This is a genomic window from Streptomyces sp. NPDC028289, from assembly GCF_055565975.1.
In genome coordinates, this window is record NZ_JBVHTI010000003.1 from 148,363 (window position 1) to 167,797 (window position 19,435).

Sequence of the window (19,435 nt, forward strand, 5' to 3'; positions counted from 1 at the left end):
GCGGCACCCACCCCATGGCGCTCATCGCAATCGCCGCCGACAAGGGTTCCCCCGGCGTCACCACCGCGGCCGTCGCGCTGGCCGCGGTCTGGCCGCGCCGGGTCCTGCTCGCCGAGGCCGACCCGGCCGGTGGCGACCTCGTCTACCGCAGTGCCGCCGCGCACGGCGGGCCGCTGAATCCGAACACCGGCATGCTGTCCATCGCCGCCACGGCGCGCCGAGGGCTCGTACCGGATCAACTCTGGGACCACGTACAGCCGTTGAGCGGCGGGCTCGAGGTGCTCGTCGGGCTCGGGATAGCCGAGCACGCCGCCGGGCTCGCCGGGCTGTGGCCCACGCTCGGGCACGCCTTCGCCTCCCTCGCCGACTCCCCGAACGCCCCGGCCGACGTCATCGCCGACTGCGGACGGATCAGCGGGGACACCCCGGCCGTGGAGATGTTCCCGCACGCCGCCCTGGTGCTGCTGGTCTCGCGGACCGAGCCCGAGGCGCTCGCCCGGGTCCGGGACCGGGCCGCCGCCCTCGCGCAGAAGCTGCACGGCGGTCCGCGCGGCGCCGCCGCCCTCTCCACCCCGCTGATCGGGGTGATCCTGGTCGCCGACCCGGCCGGTGCCGGCAAGCTGGTCAACCAGGTCAACGACATGCTCGTGCACGCCCAGACCGGCGCCCGGGTCGTGGGCAGCATCGCCGACGACCCGGCCGGCGCCGACCAGCTGGCCGGCCGCAAGCGCGGGCGCCTCGACAAGTCCCTGCTCATCCGCTCGGCCCGCAAGGTCACCGCCGACCTCCACCAGCAGTACGGCGCCGCCTGGACCGTACCGGCGTCCGTACCGCCGCAGGCGCCCCACGCGGGGGCCGGCCGATGACCGCTGTCGACCACCAGTTGGTCAAGCGGTTCCGGCAGGACGCCGGCGACCGTATCGCCGAGCAGCGCCGCCAGGACCAGGCGTCCGGCGTGACGCCGATGTCCACCGAGGACGAACGGCAGTACGCCCGCGCGGTCATAGCCCAGATCCTGGAGGAGTACGCCCGCGCGGAGATCAACGCCGGGCGCACCCCGCTGGACGCGGAGACCGAGGAGCAGTACGCGGCCGCCGTGCACGCGGCGCTGTTCGGCGTGGGGCGGCTGCAGCCGCTGCTCGACGACCCGGACGTCGAGAACATCGACATCAACGGGTGCGACCAGGTCTTCGTCGGGTTCAGCGACGGGCGGGAGGTCGTCGGGGATCCCGTCGCGGAGACCGACGAGGAGCTCATCGAGCTCATCCAGGTGCTCGGCGCCTACTCCGGTCTGTCGTCGCGGCCCTTCGACTCCGCCAACCCGCAGCTCGACCTCCGCCTTCCCGACGGCTCCCGGCTCTCCGCCGTCATGGACGTCACCCGGCGGCCCGCGCTCTCCATCCGCCGCGCCCGCATGGGCAAGGTCTTCATCTCCGACCTGGTGGGAAACGGGACGCTCACGCCCGAGGTGGCGCACTTCATGGCCTGCGCCGTCCGTGCCCGCAAGAACATCATGATCGCGGGGGCGACCAACGCCGGCAAGACGACGCTGCTGCGCGCCCTTGCCAATGAAATCCCGCCGCACGAACGGCTCATCACCGTGGAGCGGGCGCTGGAGCTGGGGCTGGACACCTTCCACGACCTGCACCCGAACGTCGTCGCGTTCGAGGAGCGGCTGCCCAACTCCGAGGGTCAGGGCACTATTTCGATGGCAGAGCTGGTGCGCCGGTCGCTTCGTATGAACCCCTCGCGGGTCATCGTCGGCGAGGTCCTCGGCGACGAGATCGTCACCATGCTCAACGCGATGTCGCAGGGTAACGACGGGTCGCTGTCCACGATCCACGCGAACAGCTCCAGCGAGGTCTTCAACCGCATCTCGACCTACGCGCTCCAGGCCTCCGAGCGGCTGCCCATCGAGGCCAGCCAGATGCTGATCGCGGGCGCGGTGAACTTCGTCGTCTTCATCCAGCGGCGCAACAACTACCAGACCGGCGGCCGCCTCCAGCGCATGGTCACCTCGGTCCGTGAGGTCAACGGCGTGGACGGCAGGGTGCTGTCCAGCGAGGTGTTCGCGGAGGCCCCCGACGGCCGGGTCGTCCCGCACGCGCCCATAGCCTGCCTGGAGGACCTGATGGCCCAGGGCTACCAGCCGCACGGGGCGTGGGGGTGACGTGACATGAACCTGGATTCCCTGGGCTCCATGGGCGGGCTCTTCTCCACCACGGTCCTCTACGCCCTCGGCTGCGGAGTCGCCGTCGGCGGCGGGCTCGCGCTGCTGATCCTGGCGGTCCGCGGCCTGCCCGCCAAGCCCGACCACGAGAAGCAGAAGGCGAACGAACGGGCCGCCGAGCTCATCCGGTTCGCCGGACAGCGCGGTTCGCTGGCCGCCATCATCGGGCTCGCGGTGCTGCTGCTGACCCGCTGGGCGGTGGCCGGCATCGCCGCCGGCGTCCTCGTCTTCTTCTGGGACAGGCTGTTCGGCGGCGCCGCCGAGGAGCGGGCCGCGATGAAGCGGGTGGAGGCGCTCGCCTCCTGGACGGAGTCGCTGCGCGACACGATCGCCGGTGCGGTCGGTCTGGAGCAGGCCATCCCGGCCTCGGCCCGGGCCGCAGCGCCGATCCTGCGGCCGCACCTCGACGCCCTCGTCGACCGGCTGCGCGCCCGCACCCCGCTGCCCGACGCGCTCCAGCACCTCGCCGACGAGATCGACGACGCGTCCGCCGACATCATCGTGGCGGCGCTCATCCTCAACGCCCGCCTCCGCGGGCCCGGTCTGCGCCAGGTGCTGGGCGCGCTCGCCAAGTCGTCGCGCGAGGAGGTCGACATGCGCCAGCGCGTGATGGCCCAGCGGGCGTCCACCCGGCGCTCGGTGCAGATCGTCGTCGCCGTGTCGGTCGCGTTCGTCCTCGGCCTCGCCGTCTTCAACCGGGACTTCGTCGAGCCGTACGGCACCGCCGTCGGCCAGCTGGTCCTCGCCCTGGTCTGCGGGCTGTTCGCGCTCGGCTTCTGGTGGCTGCGCAAGCTGTCCACCATCGAGACGCCGGAGCGGTTCCTGGTCCGCGACCAGTCGTCCGTGCAGTTCGTACGGCCGCCCCGCACCGCTCCCGGCCAGCCCGGCCACTCCGGTGCGCCCGGCCACCCTGGTCAGCAGACCCTCCCCACCGAGGAAGGAGCCCGCCGGTGAACCTCACGATGCCGATTCTCGTCGGCGTGACCCTGGGGCTCGGCGTCTACGTCCTGATCCGCGCCCTGATGCCGTCCAGGCGCAGCGCGGTCGCCCAGGTCGCCCGGATCGACGCGATGCGGGCGCGCGGCGCGGCCTACGAGTCGGCGCGGCAGACGCAGGACACCGGCCGGCTCGGCACACTGCGCGCCGAGGTCGGCGAACGCGTCGCCGAGTTCTACCGGCAGCAGGGCTGGGAACAGCGCTCGCTGCGGGCCGACCTCGCCGTGCTGGACCGCAGCTGGGAGAAGTTCCTGGCGACCAAGGTGCTGCTCGCGGCGGCAGGCCTCATCTTCGGACCGTTCCTGTTCGCCGTCGTCTACACGATGGGCTTCGGCCACAACCCGGTCATCCCGGTCTGGCTGGCCCTGGCCTGCTCGGCCCTGTTCTTCTTCCTGCCCGACCTGGAGGTACGACGGGACGCGGCCGAGAAGCGCCGGGATCTGCGGCGCGTGATCGGGGCGTACCTCGACCTGGTGTCGATGAGCCTCGCCGGCGGCCGCGGCCTGCCCGAGGCCCTGATGGCGGCCGCCGAGGTCTCCGACGGCTGGGCCAACCAGCGCATCCGCAACGCCCTCGCCGACGCTCGCATCACCGGTGTCAGCCAGTGGCAGGCGCTGGGCGCGCTCGGCGAGGAGCTCGGTGTGGAGGAGCTCAAGGACCTCTCCGCCTCTCTCGCCCTGGTCGCGGACGACGGTGCCAAGGTCCGCGAGTCCCTCGCCTCCCGCGCCGAGACCATGCGCCACCGCGAACTCGCCGAGATCGAGGGCAGCGCGGGCGAGAAGTCCCAGTCGATGCTCGTCGCCCAGCTGCTGCTGTGCGCCGGCTTCCTGGTTTTCCTGATCTTCCCGGCGGCGATGCGGGTGTTCCAGGTGTGAGCTGACCCGAGCTGAATCGAGAACCTTCGCCAACTGCTGTTTCGAGAGGACAAGTCATCATGAACACACGGAACTTCAGCACCGGGATCCCGGCGGTGGACTTCCTGGTCACCTTCCTCCAGGGCCGGGTGCAGCGCGCCCGCTCCGGCGAACTCGACCGCGGTGCCTCCGCCGTCGAGTGGGTCATCATCTCCGCGGTCGTCGTGGCGATCGTCGGCGTGGTGGCCGCCATCATCAGCAAGGCGCTGCAGGGCGGTGCCACCAAGGTCGGCAACTGCATCCAGGGTGCGAGCGACAGCAAGACCTGCTGAGCGGGCGGGCAGGCGCACGACGGGGACGAAACGGGGATGACGGGGGTCTGTGTGGACGTGAACGGATGGCTGCGCCGCCGGGCCGCCGCCGCGCGCGGTGACTCGGGCATGACGGCGATCGAGTTCGTGTTTCTCACCCCCGTTCTCTTCTTCATGATCTTCGCGACGGTGCAGTTCGCGCTGTACTTCTTCGCCGACCACGTGGCCCAGGCGGCGGCCCAGGCCGGCGCCCGCAAGGCCCGCGCCACCGCCGACGCGGAGCCCGGCGCCTGGCGCGGTGAGGCCCAGGACGTGGTCGACTCCTACATCAGGCAACTCGGCCCGCAGCTGGTCCTGTCGCCCGACGTGAAGATGCTCCAGCCGGAGCAGACCACGGTCGGCGTCGAGATCACGGCCCGCATCCCGACGGTGTTCCCGGGCCTGGACCTGAAGGTGCACGCACGGTCCGCGGGACCGGTGGAGCGCTTCGTGGAGGACAGGAACTAGATGTCCGCCGTGGAGAAGAGAGCGCCGGCCGGCGACCGGGGGCTGTCGACCGTCGAGGTCGTCATCCTGGCCCCGGTCATGATCCTGTTCATCCTGGTCCTGGTCGCCTTCGGCCAGCTCGTCGACGGGCGCGGGGCCATCGACGGGGCCGCGCGGGACGCGGCCCGCGCCGGGTCCATCCAGAAGGACCACGCCACGGCCATGTCGGAGGCCCAGAAGGCCGCCGAGGCCGACCTGTCCGACGTCTGCTCGGGGCCGGTCTCCGTCGTCCAGACCAGCGCGGGGTTCGAGTCCGGCGGCATCTTCACGGTCGAGGTGAGCTGCAGGGTGCGGGGCCTGGCCATGCTGGGCCTGGACATCCCGACGACCCTGTCCTCGACGTTCTCCTCGCCCCTCGACCCCTTCCGGAGGGCGGCATGAGCCTTGCGGTGCTGCGCAGTTGGTGGACCGCCCGCCGGCTCCGTCTCGACGACCGGGGCTCGGGCGCCGGCGCGGTCATCATCTTCGCCCTGGTCTTCCTCGCCCTGTCCGCGTTCGTCATCGACGGCGGCCTGTCCATCTCCAAGCGCGAACGGGCCGCCGACATCGCGGAACAGGCGGCCCGTTACGCGGCCCAGGACATCGACCTGGACAAGCTGTACGAGAACCAGGGCGAAGCACCGATCAACTTCCAGGACTGCGACGCCCGGGTGAAGACCTTCGCCCGCGAGATGGACATGTCCGCCGCCGACGTCGCGGGCACCCACTGCACCGCCGCCGACACCCAACAGGTCCAGGTCGAGGTCCAGTTGACGTACGAACCGGTCTTCACGGGGATGTTCTACGGCGGCGCGATCGTGGTGCACGGCGAGGCCACGGCGGAGAACGAGGTCGGTTAGGCGCTGGGCGCTCCGCTGGAAGGGCTGCGATGTGCCGTCGTTCGTCCGCGGCGTCGTTGTGGCTGGTCGCGCCCACGCGGCGGTAACCGCACATGCAATGCAGCCCGCGCCCCTTCAGGGCGCTGGCTCAGGCCTTGGGTCAGAGGTGGTGCGGCTGCCGTGGCCGTGGGTGCGGTCGTTGCCGTTGCCGTTGCCGTGACCGTGCGGGGGCGGGCAGTTGTCGTCGGGCGGAGTGACCGGGTCCGGGTCGGCCGGTGCCGGGTCGGGGTCCGTGACGGGCGGGGGGTCCACGGGAGCCGGGTCCGCCGGGGGCGTGGGCTCCGCCGGGGGAGCGGGATCGGCGGGCGGTGTCGGCTCCGCCGGGGGAGTGGGGGCCGTGGGCCCGGAGGGCGGCGTCGGCTCCGTCGGCGCGGGCGGAGTGCTGCCCCGGTCGCCGTCCCCGGTCCCGTCGCCCCCTGGGGGTTCCGTCGTCGAGCCGCCGTCGCTGCTGCCCGAGGGCGACTGCGCCGCGGGCTCGGGAGAGGACACGGCCGCCGCGGAACCGCCTCCGCCCGCACCGTCGTCGTCCGCGGCCTGCGGCCGTACCGCCTCCCCGCCGCCCTGAACCGGTGTCACCGCCTGCCGCGTCGCGGGCGCGTCCGTCGGGGCCACCGGCTGTCCGGCCACGGGTACCTGCGTCACCGGCGCGTCGGCGACCGGTGTCCGGGCGGGGACGGAGGCGGACTGGCCGGGGCCGAGTATCAGCACCAGCGCGGCCGCACCGGCCGCCATCGCGCCCGCCGCCGCGACCACCACCGGCGCCTTCGTGCCGGCGACACCGGTGGCCTGCCGCACGCCGTGCAGCACCCCGCTGCCGCCCCCGCCCGCGGCGTGGCCGCCCGCCGAGGCCCCGGCCGCGGTCAGGGCCAGCAGGAACCTGCCGGCCGTGCCGCCCACCGCGAACACCAGCAGGGCCGGGCCGACCAGGGCGGGGAGCCGGTCGTTGGCGCTCATCAGGGCGGCGAGCCGGGTCCGGCAGTCCTCGCAGGCGTCCACGTGGCCGAGCAGCCGGTCGGACTGACGCTCCGTCGCGGCACCGCGCACGTACGCGGGCATCCGGCTCCAGTGGACCTGGCAGGCGGGGTCGTCCGGGGCCCCGGTCTGGGTGCGCAGGAAGGCCTGCCGCATCCCCTCCCGGGCGCGGTGCAGCAGGACGGCGGTGGCTCCCTCCTTCGTGCCCAGCTGCGGACCGATCTGGGCCAGCGGCTGGCCCTCCGCCTCGGCCAGCCACAGGGCCTTGACCCAGCGTTCGGGCAACTGGGCCAGGACGCGGACGAGCAGGTCGACGGAGGAGACGTGCTCTGCGGGGTCCTCGCCGTGCCGGCCGGACTCGGCCTGCTCGTCCCCGTGCGGGTCGCGGGGCGTCTCGCGCGCGGCACTGTTCGCGGCGTACGCGAGGTGCCGGACGGTCGTCGTCAGGTACGCCGACACGTTGTCGATCTCGTGGCCCTCGGCCAGCCGCCGCCAGACCCGGAAGTGCGCCTCGGCGACGAGGTCTTCGGCGACCCAGGCGTTGCGGGTGAGGGAGCGGGCGTACGCGACGAGCCGCGGCTGCTGTTCCTCGTAGATCCGGGCGTAGGCGGTGGTGCTGATGACTGCAGAGGAACCGTCGTGCATGGCGGAACGCTCCAGGTGCCGGCTCAGGGGCGGGAGAAGGTTTGTCAGCGTAGATGACGAAACTTTCAAGCAAAGTTTCCAGAGCATCAAGAAGTGACGCATGTCACTCAACTTCCTTGCGTTTCCGGCGTAATCAATCCGGGGCCGGGAGCTCTCACTTGTACGACGGCCCACCACGCACCCCCGGAGACGATCCGTGCCCATCACGCTCGAGCAGCCCACCGGCGCCCGCCTGCTCACCGCCGACGAGCAGGAGGTGGCGGTCCCCGCGACGCTCCGCTACACCTCGGCCGACCCGCAGGCCGTGCACTTCGTGTTCCCGCCGTGGATCTCCCTGGACGGCGAGGAGGTCACCTGGACCTTCGCGCGGGCCCTGTTGGAGGAGGGCCTGGCGGGTCCGGCCGTGCTCGGCAACGTGCACGTGCGCCCGTACGGCGACTCCCGCACGGTCGTCGAACTCCGCGCGGAGGAGGGCGTGGCGGCGATCAGCTTCCCGACCTCCGCCCTCACCCGCTTCCTGCTGTCCTCGCTGCGGGTCGGCGGCTGACGGACTGTGCGGGATGTGTGGAGGGGGTGTGCGCGGGGCGGGTGGCGGTAACTCCGGCCAATGGGGAACGGGTTGCCGAAAGCGGAGAAGTCGGGCGGTGGTTGGTCGTTCTACCCCTTCGACGCTGTCGGTGCCAGTCAATAGGATCGTCAAGGGGACCTCGGCAGGCTCGATGTGCCCCCGGCCCACTCCTTCCGCACACGACCCCGGGACACCCGCCATGGCGCGACGCAGCACATCAAGCTCGACGGGAAGGCCGACGGGCACCGGTCCGTCGGGTCCGCGGAACCGGACCCCGCAGCCGGTGCGGCTGCGTCGGCGTACGTTCGGGGACGTCGTCAAGGCGTTCCTCGCCTTCGTGGTGCTGCTCGTCCTCGTCGTCGGCGTCCCCGGCGCCCTCGCCGTGACGGTCGGCTGGCCCCTGCCGCGCAGCGCGCCCAGCATGGACTGGCTGTCGCAGCCGATCGACGTACAGACGTTCCTGAACGCGCTGACGGTCGTCGTCTGGCTGGCCTGGGCCCAGTTCACGGCCTGCGTGCTGGTGGAGGTCAAGGCGGCCGTCTCCGGTGTCGGCCTGCCCGGCCGGGTCCCCGGCGCCGGCCCCAGCCAGCTGCTCGCCCGTCAGCTCGTGGCCGCGCTGCTGCTGGTCGGCGCCACCGCCGCCAGCTTCACCCCGGGCCTCTCCCAGCTCGGCCACAGCCTGGAGGGCAACCAGAAGGGCACGGTGGCCACCGCGCAGGCGACCCCCGGCATCCTCGCCCAGCAGCAGGAGCAGGCGAAGAGCACCGCCGCCGCCCTCGCCGAGCAGGCCGGCCATGCCGCGGCCCAGGCCGAACAGGGCGGCTCCACCGCCACGCACGGGGCGACGAAGTACTACCGGATCCAGCCGCCCGAGGGCCGCCACCACGACTCCCTGTGGGAGATAGCGCAGCGTCACCTCGGCGACGGCCGCCGGTACAAGGAGATCTACGAGCTCAACAAGGACCGCGTCCAGCCCGACGGCTCCCGGCTCTCCGAGGCCAGCCTCATCCGTCCCGGCTGGATCATGGAGATGCCCGGCGACGCGCACGGCGGCGAACTCGTCGCGAACCCCGACGCGCACGTCTCGCCGGAGGTCCGGCAGCAGATCGGGGACTACGCGCAGACCGGTGACCACGCCCAGCACCAGCAGCAGCACCAGGAGCAGGGCGGCGGGCAGCACGCGGGCGAGGACGGCGCCACCGCCCAGATCACCGTGCCCGCCCAGCGCCAGGCCGGCGACACCGCGACGCCCGCCGCACAGGAGTCCGGCAGCCACTCGTCCGGCCACTCCTTCGGTCTGCCCGAAGCCCTCCTCGGCGCCCCCCTCCTCGCCGCCGGCCTGCTCGCCGCCCTCGGCCGCCGGCGCCGGCAGGCCCTGTGGCAGTCGGCGCTGGGTGCCGTCGGCGGCCGCCGCGGCATGGAGCCGCCGATCCCGGCCGGCGACGCCCAGGACGTGCAGGACGCGCTGCTGGTCGGCGCCGACCCGGAGGGCGTACGCCTGCTCGACCGGTCGCTCCGCGCCCTCGCCGCCGCCCTCACCGCCGAGTCCCGTTCCCTGCCCGTCGTCTACGCGGCCTGGCTCAGCCACGGCGACCTGCACCTGCAGCTCGCCCAGCCGGCCGGCAAGCCCCCGGCGCCCTGGCAGCTCGGCCAGGACCAGACGTTCTGGACGCTGTCCCGCGCGGACGCCGAGCGCTACGAGGACACCGACGCGGCGGCGCCGTACCCCGGTCTGGTCAGCCTCGGCACCATGGACGAGTCGCGGCTGCTGCTCAACCTGGAGGCCGTGCCCGGCATCGTCTCGCTGAGCGGCCGCGAGGCCGACCGGGCCGCCGTGTTCGCCTCCGTCGCCGCCGAACTCGCCACCAACGGCTGGTCGGACCGGATGACCATCACCCTCGTCGGCTTCGGCGCGGACCTCACCGCGCTCGCCCCCAACCGGCTGCGCCATCTCGACGACGTGGAGGCGCTGTTCGAGACGATGGAGGCGGAGACCCGGCAGCGGCGGGGCGCGCTGGGCGCCGCCGACCACCACTCGGTCCTCACCGGCCGGACCGGGCCTGCCCAGCACACCCGCTGGGCACCGAACCTCGTACTGCTCGCCACCCAGCCGACCGCCGAGGACGCCGTGCGTCTCGCCGAACTCGCCGCCGACGCCGCCCGGCTCGGCATCGGCTACCTGGTCGGCAGCGAGAGCGACGACCTGCCCGGCGCCGCCTGGGCGATGGAGATCACCCCGGACGGCAGGCTCCTCGCCCCGCTCCTCGGCCTCGAACTCGAGGCCCAGCTGCTGCCCGCGGTCCAGCAGCGCGCGGTCGTCGAACTCTTCGTGGAGGCCGACCCCGAGCGCGACCCCGACGGGCCCACCACCACCCCGCCGTTCCTCGTCGACATCAGCGAACAGGGCCGTCCCGCGGTGTACGCGCGGCTCGTCGGGCCGTACGAGATCATCGGCCTGGAGACCCCCGACGGCGAGCGCAGCCCCCTCCTCCACGAGGCGCTCGCGCTGCTCCTCCTGCACCGTGAGGGCGTGCACCCGCGCGTGCTGTCGTCCGCGCTGTGGCCGCGGGGTGTGACGGAGGACGTCCGCGACGCCCTGCTGGAGCGGCTGCGCGGCTGGCTCGGCACCGACCCCGACGGCAGCCCCCGGCTGCGCGCGGACGCGGCCGGCCGCCTCACGCTCGCCAAGTCGGTCGTCTCCGACCTGGACGTGCTGCGCTCCCTCTACCACGAGGCCACCCAGGGCAAGGGCGTCGAGAGCCGCGCGGTCCGCGGCCGGCTGCTCACCGACGCGCTCGTCCTGGTGCGCGGCCCGCTCCTCGCCGACCGTGCTGAGGGCCGCTACCGCTGGCTCACCCACGAGATCATCGACGCCCAGCTGCCGCTCCTCGTCGCGGACATCGGTCTTGCGCTGTCCGCGTTCCACCTGGAGAAGGACCGCGCGGAGAAGGCGATCGAGGCGCTCGGCGCGGCGCTCAGGACCGCCCCGGCGGACGAGCGCCTCTGGAACGAGCTGCTGCGTGCCACGCACGCCACCGGCGACCCGGACCGGCTGCGCGCCCTCGCCGCCGACCTGATCGCCCGCAGCGGCGCGCGCGGTCTGCCCCCGCGCACCGAGGCCCTCCTCGACGAACTCCTCCCGACCTGGCGCGACGGCGCCGCCGCGACCGGATGACGACCGCCCTGGACCTCGCCCTCCCGGCCGCCGCCGCCCTCTGGGGCGCGACGGCCGGCGCCCTGCTGCCCCGCGCGGCGTACCGTTTCTCGGTCCCGGCGGGGGAGGAGTGGCGCGCCCAGTGCCTCGCCGGCCACCCCGTCAAAGGCTGGCTGGGCCGCGTGCCCTGCGGCGACTGCGCGACGACCGCGGCCCCACACGTCCCCGACGACGAACCCGCGGTCGCCGACGGGGAGAACGGCCCACAGGGGCCACCCGCACCCGACCACGAAACCCGCACGGGTGGTGCGGGTGGGAACACCAAGACCGCACCCACCCACCCACCCGCACCCGCCCCCCTGGCCCTCGCCACCGCGACGGTCTGCACAGCCCTCGCCCTCGCCACCGGCACCCGCCCCGAACTCGCCGTCTGGCTGCTCCTGGCCCCCGTCGGCGTACTTCTCGCGGTGGTCGACTTCCGCGTCCAACGGCTCCCCGACCCCCTCACACTCCCCCTCGCGGCCGCCGCCCTCGCCCTCCTTGGGGCGGTCGCCCTGCTCCCCGAGCACGCCGGCGACTGGTTCACCTCCCTCTACGCGGCCCTCGCCCTCGGCGGCGCCTACTTCGTCCTCTTCCTCGTCAACCCGGGCGGCATGGGCTTCGGCGACGTCAAGCTGGCCCTCGGCACGGGCGCCGTCCTCGGCTGGTACGGCTGGCCCACCGTGCTGCTCGGCACCTTCGCCGGTTTCCTGCTGGGCGCCCTGTACGGCGGTGCGCTCGTCGTCGTACGCCGGGCGGGGCGCAAGACGGCGATCGCGTTCGGGCCGTTCCTGATCGCGGGCGCGTTCGCGGGGCTGCTGGTGGGGGCGTACACGGCCTGAGGTCGGGCCGTTCGAAAGGCGGGCACGGGGCTGGCGTAGGCTGGTTCGGTCCGTCCACAAGCCATTACGAAAGGGACGCGCCCGGTGACCGAGAAGGCCGACCTTCAGTCCGTCCTCGACCGTGCCGCTGCCGGTGGGCGGATCACTCCGGAAGAGGCGCTCGACCTCTACCGCGACGCCCCGCTGCACGCGCTGGGCGCCGCCGCCGACGCCGTACGCCGCCGCCGGTACGCGGGCACCGAGCACATCGCGACGTACATCATCGAGCGGAACATCAACTACACGAACGTGTGCGTCACGGCGTGCAAGTTCTGTGCCTTCTACGCGGCCCCCAAGGACACCACCAAGGGCTGGACCCGCGACCTCGACGACATCCTGCGCCGCTGCGCGGAGACGGTCGAGCTGGGCGGCACCCAGATCATGTTCCAGGGCGGCCACCACCCGGACTACGGCGTCGAGTACTACGAGAAGCACTTCAAGGCCATCAAGGACGCGTTCCCGCAGCTGGTGATCCACTCCCTGGGCGCCTCCGAGGTCGAGCACATGGCCCGGATCTCCGGCGTCTCCGTCGAGGAGGCCATCACCCGCATCCACGAGGCCGGTCTGGACTCCTTCGCGGGCGCCGGCGCGGAGCTCCTCCCCGAGCGCCCCCGCAAGGCCATCGCGCCCCTCAAGGAGAGCGGCGAACGCTGGCTGGAGATCATGGAGACGGCCCACAAGCTGGGCGTCGAGTCCACGTCGACCATGCTCATGGGCACCGGCGAGACCAACGCCGAGCGCATCGAGCACCTGCGCATGATCCGCGACGTCCAGGACCGCACGGGCGGCTTCCGCGCCTTCATCCCGTACACCTACCAGCCCGAGAACAACCACCTGAAGGGCCGCACGCAGGCCACACTCTTCGAGTACCTGCGGATGATCGCGATCGCGCGCCTCTTCATGGACAACGTCGCCCACATCCAGGGCTCCTGGCTGACGACCGGCAAGGAGGTCGGCCAGCTCTCGCTCCACTACGGCGCGGACGACCTCGGCTCGATCATGCTGGAGGAGAACGTCGTATCCTCCGCGGGCGCCAAGCACCGCTCCAACCGCCTGGAGATCATCGACCTGATCCGCAAGGCGGGCCGCGTCCCGGCGCAGCGCGCCACGACGTACGAGCACCTCGTGGTCCACGACGACCCGGCCAACGACCCGGTCGACGAGCGGGTGATGTCCCACATCTCCTCGACGGCGATCGAGGGCGGCACCGCCCACCCCGAGTTGAAGCTCCTCGCCTCCAACTGACGTAGCGGTGGAGACGATTCACACGGCGGACCGGGTCTTCGTCAGCTGGGACGCCGAGCCGGTCGAGAACGGCGCGGTGGTGGTCGTGACCGACCGGATCGCCGCGGTCGGAGCGTACGACGACCTGCGCGCACGCTTCCCGCGAGCACGGGTCCGCACCTGGCCGGGCGCCCTCGGCCCCGCCCGCCACCACGACGGCCCCCTCCCGGCCGCCCCCAGCCCACGGGAGCGCGTGCACGCCGTGCTGAAGCAGGGGGCGGCGGCGGTCCTGGAGCGGTACGCGGACTCGCCCGAACTCCGGGCGGCGGCTGAGCGCAACGACGTGGTGGTCCTCCCGGGCGCGCCCTCGGAGCCGGCGCTCGTGCGGACCGCCAGGGCCGACCTGGCGGTGTTCGACGAGGCGGGGGAGTGCATCGCGACGGTGTGTGCGGGGCGCCTTGTCCACAGGCGGCGCTAGTCCGACCTGCTTTTAGGGGTGCTGGGGGCACCCCCGGCCGAAGGCTGGGGGAGGAACTTCGCGATCGACCCCCACCTGCCGCCAGACGACACTCAACCGGCGAACGCCTCCCCAAACGCCCCCGAGCTCTGACTCACCCCACTGCAGTTCGTGGCCGCATCGTCGTCCCCCGAACTCCCGCTCGCACACTGCTGGTCCCGGAACGTCGACCACATCGACACCCACGCGATCCCCTCCTCCTCCGCGAACGCCCGCACGTCCTTCGCGTCGGACAGCGAGAACGTCTCCCCGTCCACGTCGTTGACCCCGATCATCGAGGTCAGCGCCATCCCGCCCCACGCCCCCGCGTCCGACAGCCCGAACACCTTCTTGAGCTGCGTGTGCGTGGCCTTCGCCGAGGTGACCGCGTAGTCGCCCATGTCCCCGTCGTACGACTCGCCGTAGTTCATGGTCATGATGTCGACCGTCGCGACCTGCACGTCGTACTTGTTCGCGGACGCCAGCAGCGCGAGGCTGTCGGAGTCCAGCCCGGACGGCATCACGGGCAGCGTGAAGGACACCTCCAGGTCCGGCCGTTCCTTCTGGAGCAGCGCGATCGCCTCCGACCGCCGCGCGACCGAGGCGGAGTCCGCCAGCGTGTCGCCCTCGATGTCGAAGTCGGCCTGTGTGGAGCCCGCGGCGTCCAGCGCGGCGCCGTACGCGGCGGCGAGTTTCGCCGCGCTGGAGCATGTCGTCGCCAGCTCCTTCCCGGAGGCCCCGCCGAAGGACACCCGGACCGACGCGTCGTCCTCCTTCAGCTCGGAGATCCGTGACTTCACGGTCGAACTGCCTATGGCGTCCGTCCCGTTCCACGCGGGCGTGCAGCTGCTGCCGCCGGCGATCACGAAGGCCAGGTTGTAGGTCGAGGGCGATCCCGCGTCGTCCGTGTCGGCGGCCTCCGTCGCGCTGACGTACGGCGCGTAGGACGTGCCGGACCCGTCCGAGCCGTCCGACCCGTCGGCCGCGCTCGCGGAGGCGGACGCCTTCTGTGACGGGGCGGGCGCCGCGTCCGACGTGCCGTCGGAGCCCGAGGAGCACCCCGTGACTGCCATGGCAAACAGGCAGGTAAGCCCAGTAGCCGGCCTGAGGAAACTCCGCATTAAGATGCACCCGCTCTCGTGATTTGTGTCTCAGGCTCGAAACAAAGCCTGATTCCAAAGGAAAACGTCTCACACGGTCATGGTGTTCAACGGTTCGATCAATACATAGAAACCTCATGGAATGAAGAGCGCTAAAAGGGCAAAAGGTTCGGAATGAAAGGGGCGTTAAGGTGGATTCCCCTCCCGGTCACGCACCGCAGGTGTTCACAGAATCTCTCAGCGAAAAGACAGGTTAAGGGGTTTCTCATGGGGACCTCACAAGAACTCCGAAGGCGGTCACATAAAGGCTCCCTAATATCCGTGGAATGCAATCCGAGCCTGCCATCGAAAGCCGCGCCGCGGTGCGCGGTCGCCGCCGCAAACAAGGCAACGGGTCTGCCGAGGGGCCCGTCTTCGTCGACTCCTCCGGGCGCCGCTCCAAGGTGCTGCGGCGCGTCGGCCTCCTCCTCGGCGTCGTCTGCCTCGCCTACACGGGAGTGCTCGGCGCCGCCTTCATGGGCTGGGGAACCTCGCTCACCCCGGACTCGCTGATCCCCGACTTCGCGCGCGCCGGCAACGCCCCGGGCGGCGAGCGCCCGCAGGGCGGCGTCGGCCGTCAGGCCGGGCTCCCCAGCGGCCGTCCGTCGGCACCGCCCTCGGCCACCGCCACCCCGTCCGCCTCCGCATCCGCCACCGCGGACTGACCGGGAACGCAGGCCTCTCCCCATGACTACTCCGACCTCCGCACGCGGCCGCAGGCGCGCCCCCACCCGCATCGAGCGGGCGGCGGGCAGGGCCGCGGCGCTGCAGAAACCACGTGTCATCCTCGCCCTGCTGCTCCTGCTGGCGCTGACCTGCGTGATGCTGCTCGACGGCTATCTGCGCGCAGAGGTCGGCGGCGACCAGCGGGTGCGCACCGGCGCCAGCTCCAGCAAGGTGCCGGACAAGGTCCTCGACGGCGGCCCGATCCTCACCTTCCGGGGCGGCCAGGCGACCACTGTCTCGGTCCCCTCCAAGACCATCGCCCTCACCTTCGACGACGGCCCGAACCCGACGTACACCCCGCAGGTCCTCAAGATCCTCGAACAGTACGACGTGCCCGCCACGTTCTTCCTGGTCGGCTCGATGGTGTCGCGCTACCCGGGCATCGTGAAGACGATGGTCCAGCAGGGCAACGAGGTCGGCATCCACACGTTCACGCACGTCGACCTGTCGTACCAGAGCGACGCCCGGGTCAACCGCGAGATGCAGCAGACACAGCTCGCGCTGGCGGGTGCGGCCGGGATCACGACGACCCTCTTCCGTGCGCCGTACTCCTCGGAGACGGACGCCATCGACAACTACAGCTGGCCCGTCTACCAGAAGCTCGGCAAGGAGGGCTACACCAGCGTCTTCGTCGACACCGACAGCGACGACTGGAAGAAGCCGGGCGTCTCCAAGATCGTCAAGTGGGCCACGCCGAGCGGCACCAAGGGCGCCGCGGTCCTCTTCCACGACGCGGGCGGCGAGCGCTCGCAGACGATCAAGGCGCTGCCGCAGTACATCAAGAAGATGAAGGCGAAGGGCTACACCTTCACCACCGTCAGCGGTGTCATCGAGAAGCGGAACGCCGCGAGCCGGCAGACCGCCGCCGCGAGCACCACGTCGAACGGCCAGACCACCACGGGCCTCACCGAGGCCGGGGTGACCGGAACCGGCACGGGCAGCACGGGCACGGGTACCGGTACCGGCTCGGGCACCGGCTCCCAGCCCGGCGGCACCGGCCCGAACGGCGAGGGCGGCACCGCCCCCGAGGGCGGGACCGGCACCGGCACCACCACCACCGTCTCGCGTCTCCAGGCCGCCCACCGCACGGCCACCGGCATGACCCTCTACGAGGGCAAGGCCCTCATCGTGGCGGTCGCGATAGCCGAGTGGGCCCTGCCCGTCCTCTCCGGCCTGCTGTTCGTCGTCGGCGTCGCGGTGATGGGCCGCTTCGGGATGATGCTGCTCATCGCCCGCCGCCACTACAGACAGCGCAACAAGCGCCGGTTCAGCTGGGGTGCGACGGTCACCCGGCCGGTGAGCGTGATCGTCCCGGCGTACAACGAGAAGGAGTGCATCGCCAACACCCTGGAGTCGCTGGCGCAGAGCACCCATCCGATCGAGGTCATCGTCGTCGACGACGGTTCCACGGACGGCACCTCGGAGATCGCCCGCGCCGCCGCCGACAAGCTCGGCATGTACAACGTCCGGGTCATCCGCCAGGAGAACGCGGGCAAACCGGCCGCTCTCAACAACGGTGTGCGCAACGCCAGTTACGACATCGTCGTGATGATGGACGGCGACACGGTCTTCGAGCCGGAGACGGTACGGCACCTCGTGCAGCCGTTCGCCGATCCCGAGGTCGGCGCGGTCGCCGGCAACGCGAAGGTCGGCAACCGCAACACGATCATCGGTGCCTGGCAGCACATCGAGTACGTGATGGGCTTCAACCTCGACCGGCGCATGTACGACCTGCTGCGCTGCATGCCCACCATCCCCGGCGCGATCGGCGCCTTCCGCCGCGAGGCGGTCCTGGAGGTGGGCGGCATGAGCGAGGACACCCTTGCCGAGGACACCGACATCACCATCGCCATGCACCGCGCGGGCTGGCGGGTCGTCTACCAGGAGCACGCCAAGGCCTGGACGGAGGCGCCCGGTTCGCTGAAGCAGCTGTGGTCCCAGCGCTACCGCTGGTCCTACGGCACCATGCAGGCCCTCTGGAAGCACCGCAAGTCCCTCACGGACAAGGGCCCTTCGGGCCGCTTCGGCCGCGTCGGCATGCCCCTGGTCGTCCTCTTCCAGATCGTCACACCGGTCTTCGCCCCGCTCATCGACGTCTTCACAGTCTACTCCATGATCTTCATCGACTTCGAGGCGGCCCTGCTGGCCTGGCTCGCCGTTCTCGGCATCCAACTGGCTTGCGCCGCCTACGCGTTCCGCCTGGACAAGGAGAGGTACCGCTACCTCGCGATGATGCCGCTGCAGCAGCTGGCCTACCGCCAGATGATGTACCTCGTCCTCATCCACTCCTGCATCACCGCCCTCACCGGCGGCCGCCTGCGCTGGCAGAAACTCAAGCGCACGGGCGAGGTCGGCACCCCGGCGGGGGTGAGCGGCTGATGACCTGGGACCAGCAGAACCCTTACCAGCAGAACCCGTACCAGCAGAACCCGTACCAGCAGAACCCGTACCAGCAGAACCCTTACCAGCAGAACCCGTACCCGCAGGGCTACAACGGCTACGACTACGGCCCCTACAACGGCCAGCAGCAGTACGCCCAGCAGCCGTACCCCGACTACACCTACACCCCGGCACCCCACCAGACGGCCCCACTGCCCCTGGTGGAACCGGAACCGGTACCGGCCTTCGAACCGGAGCCGCAGCCGACCGCTGCCACCGCTACCGCTACCGCTGTGCCCACAGCGCCGGGCACCGAACAAGCAGACGCCAAGGAGTCCACCCCCAAGCCCTCAAGGGACCGGTACTTCGACACCCTCAGGGCCGTCGCCCTCATCCGCGTCGTCACCTACCACACCTTCGGCTGGGCCTGGTGCGGCATGGTGTTCCCCTCCATGGGCATCATGTTCGGCCTCGCCGGCACCCTCATGGCGAAGTCCCTGGAGCGCCCGGCGCCGAAGGTCGTCAAGAGCCGCCTCCGCCGCCTCCTCCCGCCCTTCTGGTTCTGGGGCTTCTTCGTCGTCCTGGCGATGCTGATCCACGACTGGATGCCGGGCTGGCAGATCGTCTACTGGATCGTGCCGCTCGGCGACCCGCCGGGCAACGCGTGGGGCGAGCAGGCCTGGGAGATCCTCTGGTACCTGCGCACCTACCTCTGGTTCGTCCTGCTCTCCCCGGCCCTGCTGTGGATCTTCCGCAAGGCCCCGATCCCGGTACTCCTGGGCTCGCTGGCCCCGATCCTGGTCCTGAACTTCGTCTGGTCGGGCCCGGACAACCGCTTCGGCAGCGCCCTGTGGGACCTGTCGACGTACCTCTTCTGCTGGATCCTCGGCTTCGCGCACCGCGACGGCGTGCTCCAGCGGATGAAGCCGGCCCTGGTGATCGTGGGCTCGCTCGCCGCCGTCGGCTACGGCGGCTGGTACGCCTTCTCGCACCAGGCCGACTTCGGCACCTACGACCTGGACGAGAACCCCCTCGCGCAGGCCTTCTGGTCGGCGGGGTTCGTGATGCTGCTGATGTGGGCGAAGGCGTACTTCAAGATCGACTTTGCCTGGCTGACGCGGTTCAGGAAGCTCGACCGGACGGTCACGATCTTCAACGCCCGTGCGGTGACGATCTACCTCTGGCACGAGATCGCCCTGGTCCTCGCGGTCCCGCTGATCGACCAGATGTGGAACGTACCGGCGTTCGAGAAGTGGCTCCCGCTGGACAGCCAGTGGTTCATGTTCGGCGTCGGCTGGCTCCTGATCGCGGTGTTCATCGTGGCGTGCGGCTGGGTGGAGGACGTGGCCGCGAAGAAGAAGCCGAAGCTCCTCCCCTGAGGACGTGCTGCAAGAATG

At 71.6% G+C, this 19,435-nt stretch carries 18 protein-coding genes; 16 read left to right on the forward strand and 2 right to left on the reverse strand.

Going from position 1 to position 19,435, the window contains the following annotated elements:
- Positions 1-14 precede the first annotated feature (14 nt).
- Genes ACZ4UV_RS14775 through ACZ4UV_RS14810 form a run of 8 tightly spaced genes read left to right on the forward strand, consistent with a single transcriptional unit; the run spans position 15 to position 5,776 of the window.
- Entirely contained in the window at positions 15-866 is an 852-nt protein-coding gene (locus tag ACZ4UV_RS14775; protein ID WP_467838162.1) for a hypothetical protein, read from the forward strand.
- On the forward strand, positions 863-2,170 hold the full coding sequence (locus ACZ4UV_RS14780) for a CpaF family protein (protein WP_351487472.1): 1,308 nt from the start codon (positions 863-865) through the stop codon (positions 2,168-2,170). Before ACZ4UV_RS14775 ends, ACZ4UV_RS14780 begins: the two co-directional genes overlap by 4 nt.
- Positions 2,171-2,176: 6 nt before the next feature.
- A complete protein-coding gene (locus ACZ4UV_RS14785; RefSeq protein WP_351487474.1) occupies positions 2,177-3,184 on the forward strand; it encodes a type II secretion system F family protein in 1,008 nt (335 codons plus the stop codon).
- Positions 3,181-4,101, forward strand: coding sequence for a type II secretion system F family protein (locus ACZ4UV_RS14790; protein ID WP_467838166.1), 921 nt, complete (start codon positions 3,181-3,183; stop codon positions 4,099-4,101). Before ACZ4UV_RS14785 ends, ACZ4UV_RS14790 begins: the two co-directional genes overlap by 4 nt.
- 59 nt (positions 4,102-4,160) lie before the next feature.
- Positions 4,161-4,412 carry a hypothetical protein gene (locus tag ACZ4UV_RS14795; RefSeq protein ID WP_390043234.1) on the forward strand — a complete coding sequence of 84 codons (252 nt, stop codon included), beginning with the start codon at positions 4,161-4,163 and terminating at the stop codon, positions 4,410-4,412.
- A 36-nt stretch (positions 4,413-4,448) separates the two neighbouring features.
- Positions 4,449-4,898: a TadE family protein gene (locus ACZ4UV_RS14800; RefSeq protein ID WP_467838169.1), complete on the forward strand. Its 450-nt coding sequence runs from the start codon at positions 4,449-4,451 to the stop codon at positions 4,896-4,898.
- Complete coding sequence (locus ACZ4UV_RS14805) at positions 4,899-5,318, forward strand: TadE/TadG family type IV pilus assembly protein (RefSeq protein WP_467838172.1); 420 nt, start codon at positions 4,899-4,901, stop codon at positions 5,316-5,318.
- Positions 5,315-5,776 carry a TadE/TadG family type IV pilus assembly protein gene (locus tag ACZ4UV_RS14810; protein WP_351487486.1) on the forward strand — a complete coding sequence of 154 codons (462 nt, stop codon included), beginning with the start codon at positions 5,315-5,317 and terminating at the stop codon, positions 5,774-5,776. Before ACZ4UV_RS14805 ends, ACZ4UV_RS14810 begins: the two co-directional genes overlap by 4 nt.
- 114 nt (positions 5,777-5,890) lie before the next feature.
- On the opposite strand, the gene ACZ4UV_RS14815 is transcribed toward ACZ4UV_RS14810, so the two are convergent.
- Positions 5,891-7,432: a sigma-70 family RNA polymerase sigma factor gene (locus tag ACZ4UV_RS14815; RefSeq protein ID WP_467838175.1), complete on the reverse strand. Its 1,542-nt coding sequence runs from the start codon at positions 7,430-7,432 to the stop codon at positions 5,891-5,893.
- A gap of 196 nt (positions 7,433-7,628) precedes the next feature.
- Here ACZ4UV_RS14815 and ACZ4UV_RS14820 point away from each other — a divergent pair, with 196 nt between their 5' ends.
- From ACZ4UV_RS14820 to ACZ4UV_RS14840, 5 genes are all read left to right on the forward strand, one after another.
- Positions 7,629-7,979, forward strand: coding sequence for an SsgA family sporulation/cell division regulator (locus ACZ4UV_RS14820; RefSeq protein WP_351487492.1), 351 nt, complete (start codon positions 7,629-7,631; stop codon positions 7,977-7,979).
- Between the two features lie 220 nt (positions 7,980-8,199).
- Complete coding sequence (locus tag ACZ4UV_RS14825; protein ID WP_467838178.1) at positions 8,200-11,175, forward strand: BTAD domain-containing putative transcriptional regulator; 2,976 nt, start codon at positions 8,200-8,202, stop codon at positions 11,173-11,175.
- Entirely contained in the window at positions 11,172-12,035 is an 864-nt protein-coding gene (locus ACZ4UV_RS14830; protein WP_467838181.1) for a prepilin peptidase, read from the forward strand. Before ACZ4UV_RS14825 ends, ACZ4UV_RS14830 begins: the two co-directional genes overlap by 4 nt.
- 84 nt (positions 12,036-12,119) lie before the next feature.
- Entirely contained in the window at positions 12,120-13,319 is a 1,200-nt protein-coding gene (gene mqnC, locus ACZ4UV_RS14835) for a cyclic dehypoxanthinyl futalosine synthase (protein WP_467838184.1), read from the forward strand.
- Between the two features lie 7 nt (positions 13,320-13,326).
- Positions 13,327-13,776, forward strand: a complete 450-nt coding sequence (locus ACZ4UV_RS14840) for an imidazolonepropionase-like domain-containing protein (RefSeq protein WP_467838187.1) — start codon at positions 13,327-13,329, stop codon at positions 13,774-13,776.
- 92 nt (positions 13,777-13,868) lie between these two features.
- Here the strand turns inward: ACZ4UV_RS14840 and ACZ4UV_RS14845 are convergent, their stop codons facing one another.
- Complete coding sequence (locus ACZ4UV_RS14845; protein WP_467838190.1) at positions 13,869-14,915, reverse strand: chitinase; 1,047 nt, start codon at positions 14,913-14,915, stop codon at positions 13,869-13,871.
- Between the two features lie 305 nt (positions 14,916-15,220).
- On the opposite strand from ACZ4UV_RS14845, the gene ACZ4UV_RS14850 reads away from it, so the two are divergent.
- From ACZ4UV_RS14850 to ACZ4UV_RS14860, 3 genes are read left to right on the forward strand one after another with little or no spacing between them, the layout of a single operon-like run.
- Positions 15,221-15,598, forward strand: a complete 378-nt coding sequence (locus ACZ4UV_RS14850; protein ID WP_351487509.1) for a hypothetical protein — start codon at positions 15,221-15,223, stop codon at positions 15,596-15,598.
- Between the two features lie 22 nt (positions 15,599-15,620).
- The gene (locus ACZ4UV_RS14855; protein WP_467838194.1) at positions 15,621-18,038 is read left to right on the forward strand and encodes a bifunctional polysaccharide deacetylase/glycosyltransferase family 2 protein; all 2,418 of its coding nucleotides are present in this window, start codon (positions 15,621-15,623) and stop codon (positions 18,036-18,038) included.
- The gene (locus tag ACZ4UV_RS14860) at positions 18,038-19,417 is read left to right on the forward strand and encodes an acyltransferase family protein (protein ID WP_467838197.1); all 1,380 of its coding nucleotides are present in this window, start codon (positions 18,038-18,040) and stop codon (positions 19,415-19,417) included. The genes ACZ4UV_RS14855 and ACZ4UV_RS14860 overlap by 1 nt, the downstream gene beginning before the upstream one ends.
- Positions 19,418-19,435: the final 18 nt, after the last annotated feature.

What these genes read in the sequence shown, in the direction of transcription:
- ACZ4UV_RS14775 (WP_467838162.1), top strand. Translation starts at nt 15, where the DNA reads ATGGCGCTCATCGCAATCGCCGCCGACAAGGGTTCCCCCGGCGTCACC.
- ACZ4UV_RS14780 (WP_351487472.1), top strand. Translation starts at nt 863, where the DNA reads ATGACCGCTGTCGACCACCAGTTGGTCAAGCGGTTCCGGCAGGACGCC.
- ACZ4UV_RS14785 (WP_351487474.1), top strand. Translation starts at nt 2,177, where the DNA reads ATGAACCTGGATTCCCTGGGCTCCATGGGCGGGCTCTTCTCCACCACG.
- ACZ4UV_RS14795 (WP_390043234.1), top strand. Translation starts at nt 4,161, where the DNA reads ATGAACACACGGAACTTCAGCACCGGGATCCCGGCGGTGGACTTCCTG.
- ACZ4UV_RS14800 (WP_467838169.1), top strand. Translation starts at nt 4,449, where the DNA reads ATGACGGGGGTCTGTGTGGACGTGAACGGATGGCTGCGCCGCCGGGCC.
- ACZ4UV_RS14805 (WP_467838172.1), top strand. Translation starts at nt 4,899, where the DNA reads ATGTCCGCCGTGGAGAAGAGAGCGCCGGCCGGCGACCGGGGGCTGTCG.
- ACZ4UV_RS14810 (WP_351487486.1), top strand. Translation starts at nt 5,315, where the DNA reads ATGAGCCTTGCGGTGCTGCGCAGTTGGTGGACCGCCCGCCGGCTCCGT.
- ACZ4UV_RS14815 (WP_467838175.1), bottom strand. Translation starts at nt 7,432, where the DNA reads ATGCACGACGGTTCCTCTGCAGTCATCAGCACCACCGCCTACGCCCGG.
- ACZ4UV_RS14825 (WP_467838178.1), top strand. Translation starts at nt 8,200, where the DNA reads ATGGCGCGACGCAGCACATCAAGCTCGACGGGAAGGCCGACGGGCACC.
- ACZ4UV_RS14830 (WP_467838181.1), top strand. Translation starts at nt 11,172, where the DNA reads ATGACGACCGCCCTGGACCTCGCCCTCCCGGCCGCCGCCGCCCTCTGG.
- ACZ4UV_RS14845 (WP_467838190.1), bottom strand. Translation starts at nt 14,915, where the DNA reads ATGCGGAGTTTCCTCAGGCCGGCTACTGGGCTTACCTGCCTGTTTGCC.
- ACZ4UV_RS14850 (WP_351487509.1), top strand. Translation starts at nt 15,221, where the DNA reads ATGCAATCCGAGCCTGCCATCGAAAGCCGCGCCGCGGTGCGCGGTCGC.
- ACZ4UV_RS14855 (WP_467838194.1), top strand. Translation starts at nt 15,621, where the DNA reads ATGACTACTCCGACCTCCGCACGCGGCCGCAGGCGCGCCCCCACCCGC.
- ACZ4UV_RS14860 (WP_467838197.1), top strand. Translation starts at nt 18,038, where the DNA reads ATGACCTGGGACCAGCAGAACCCTTACCAGCAGAACCCGTACCAGCAG.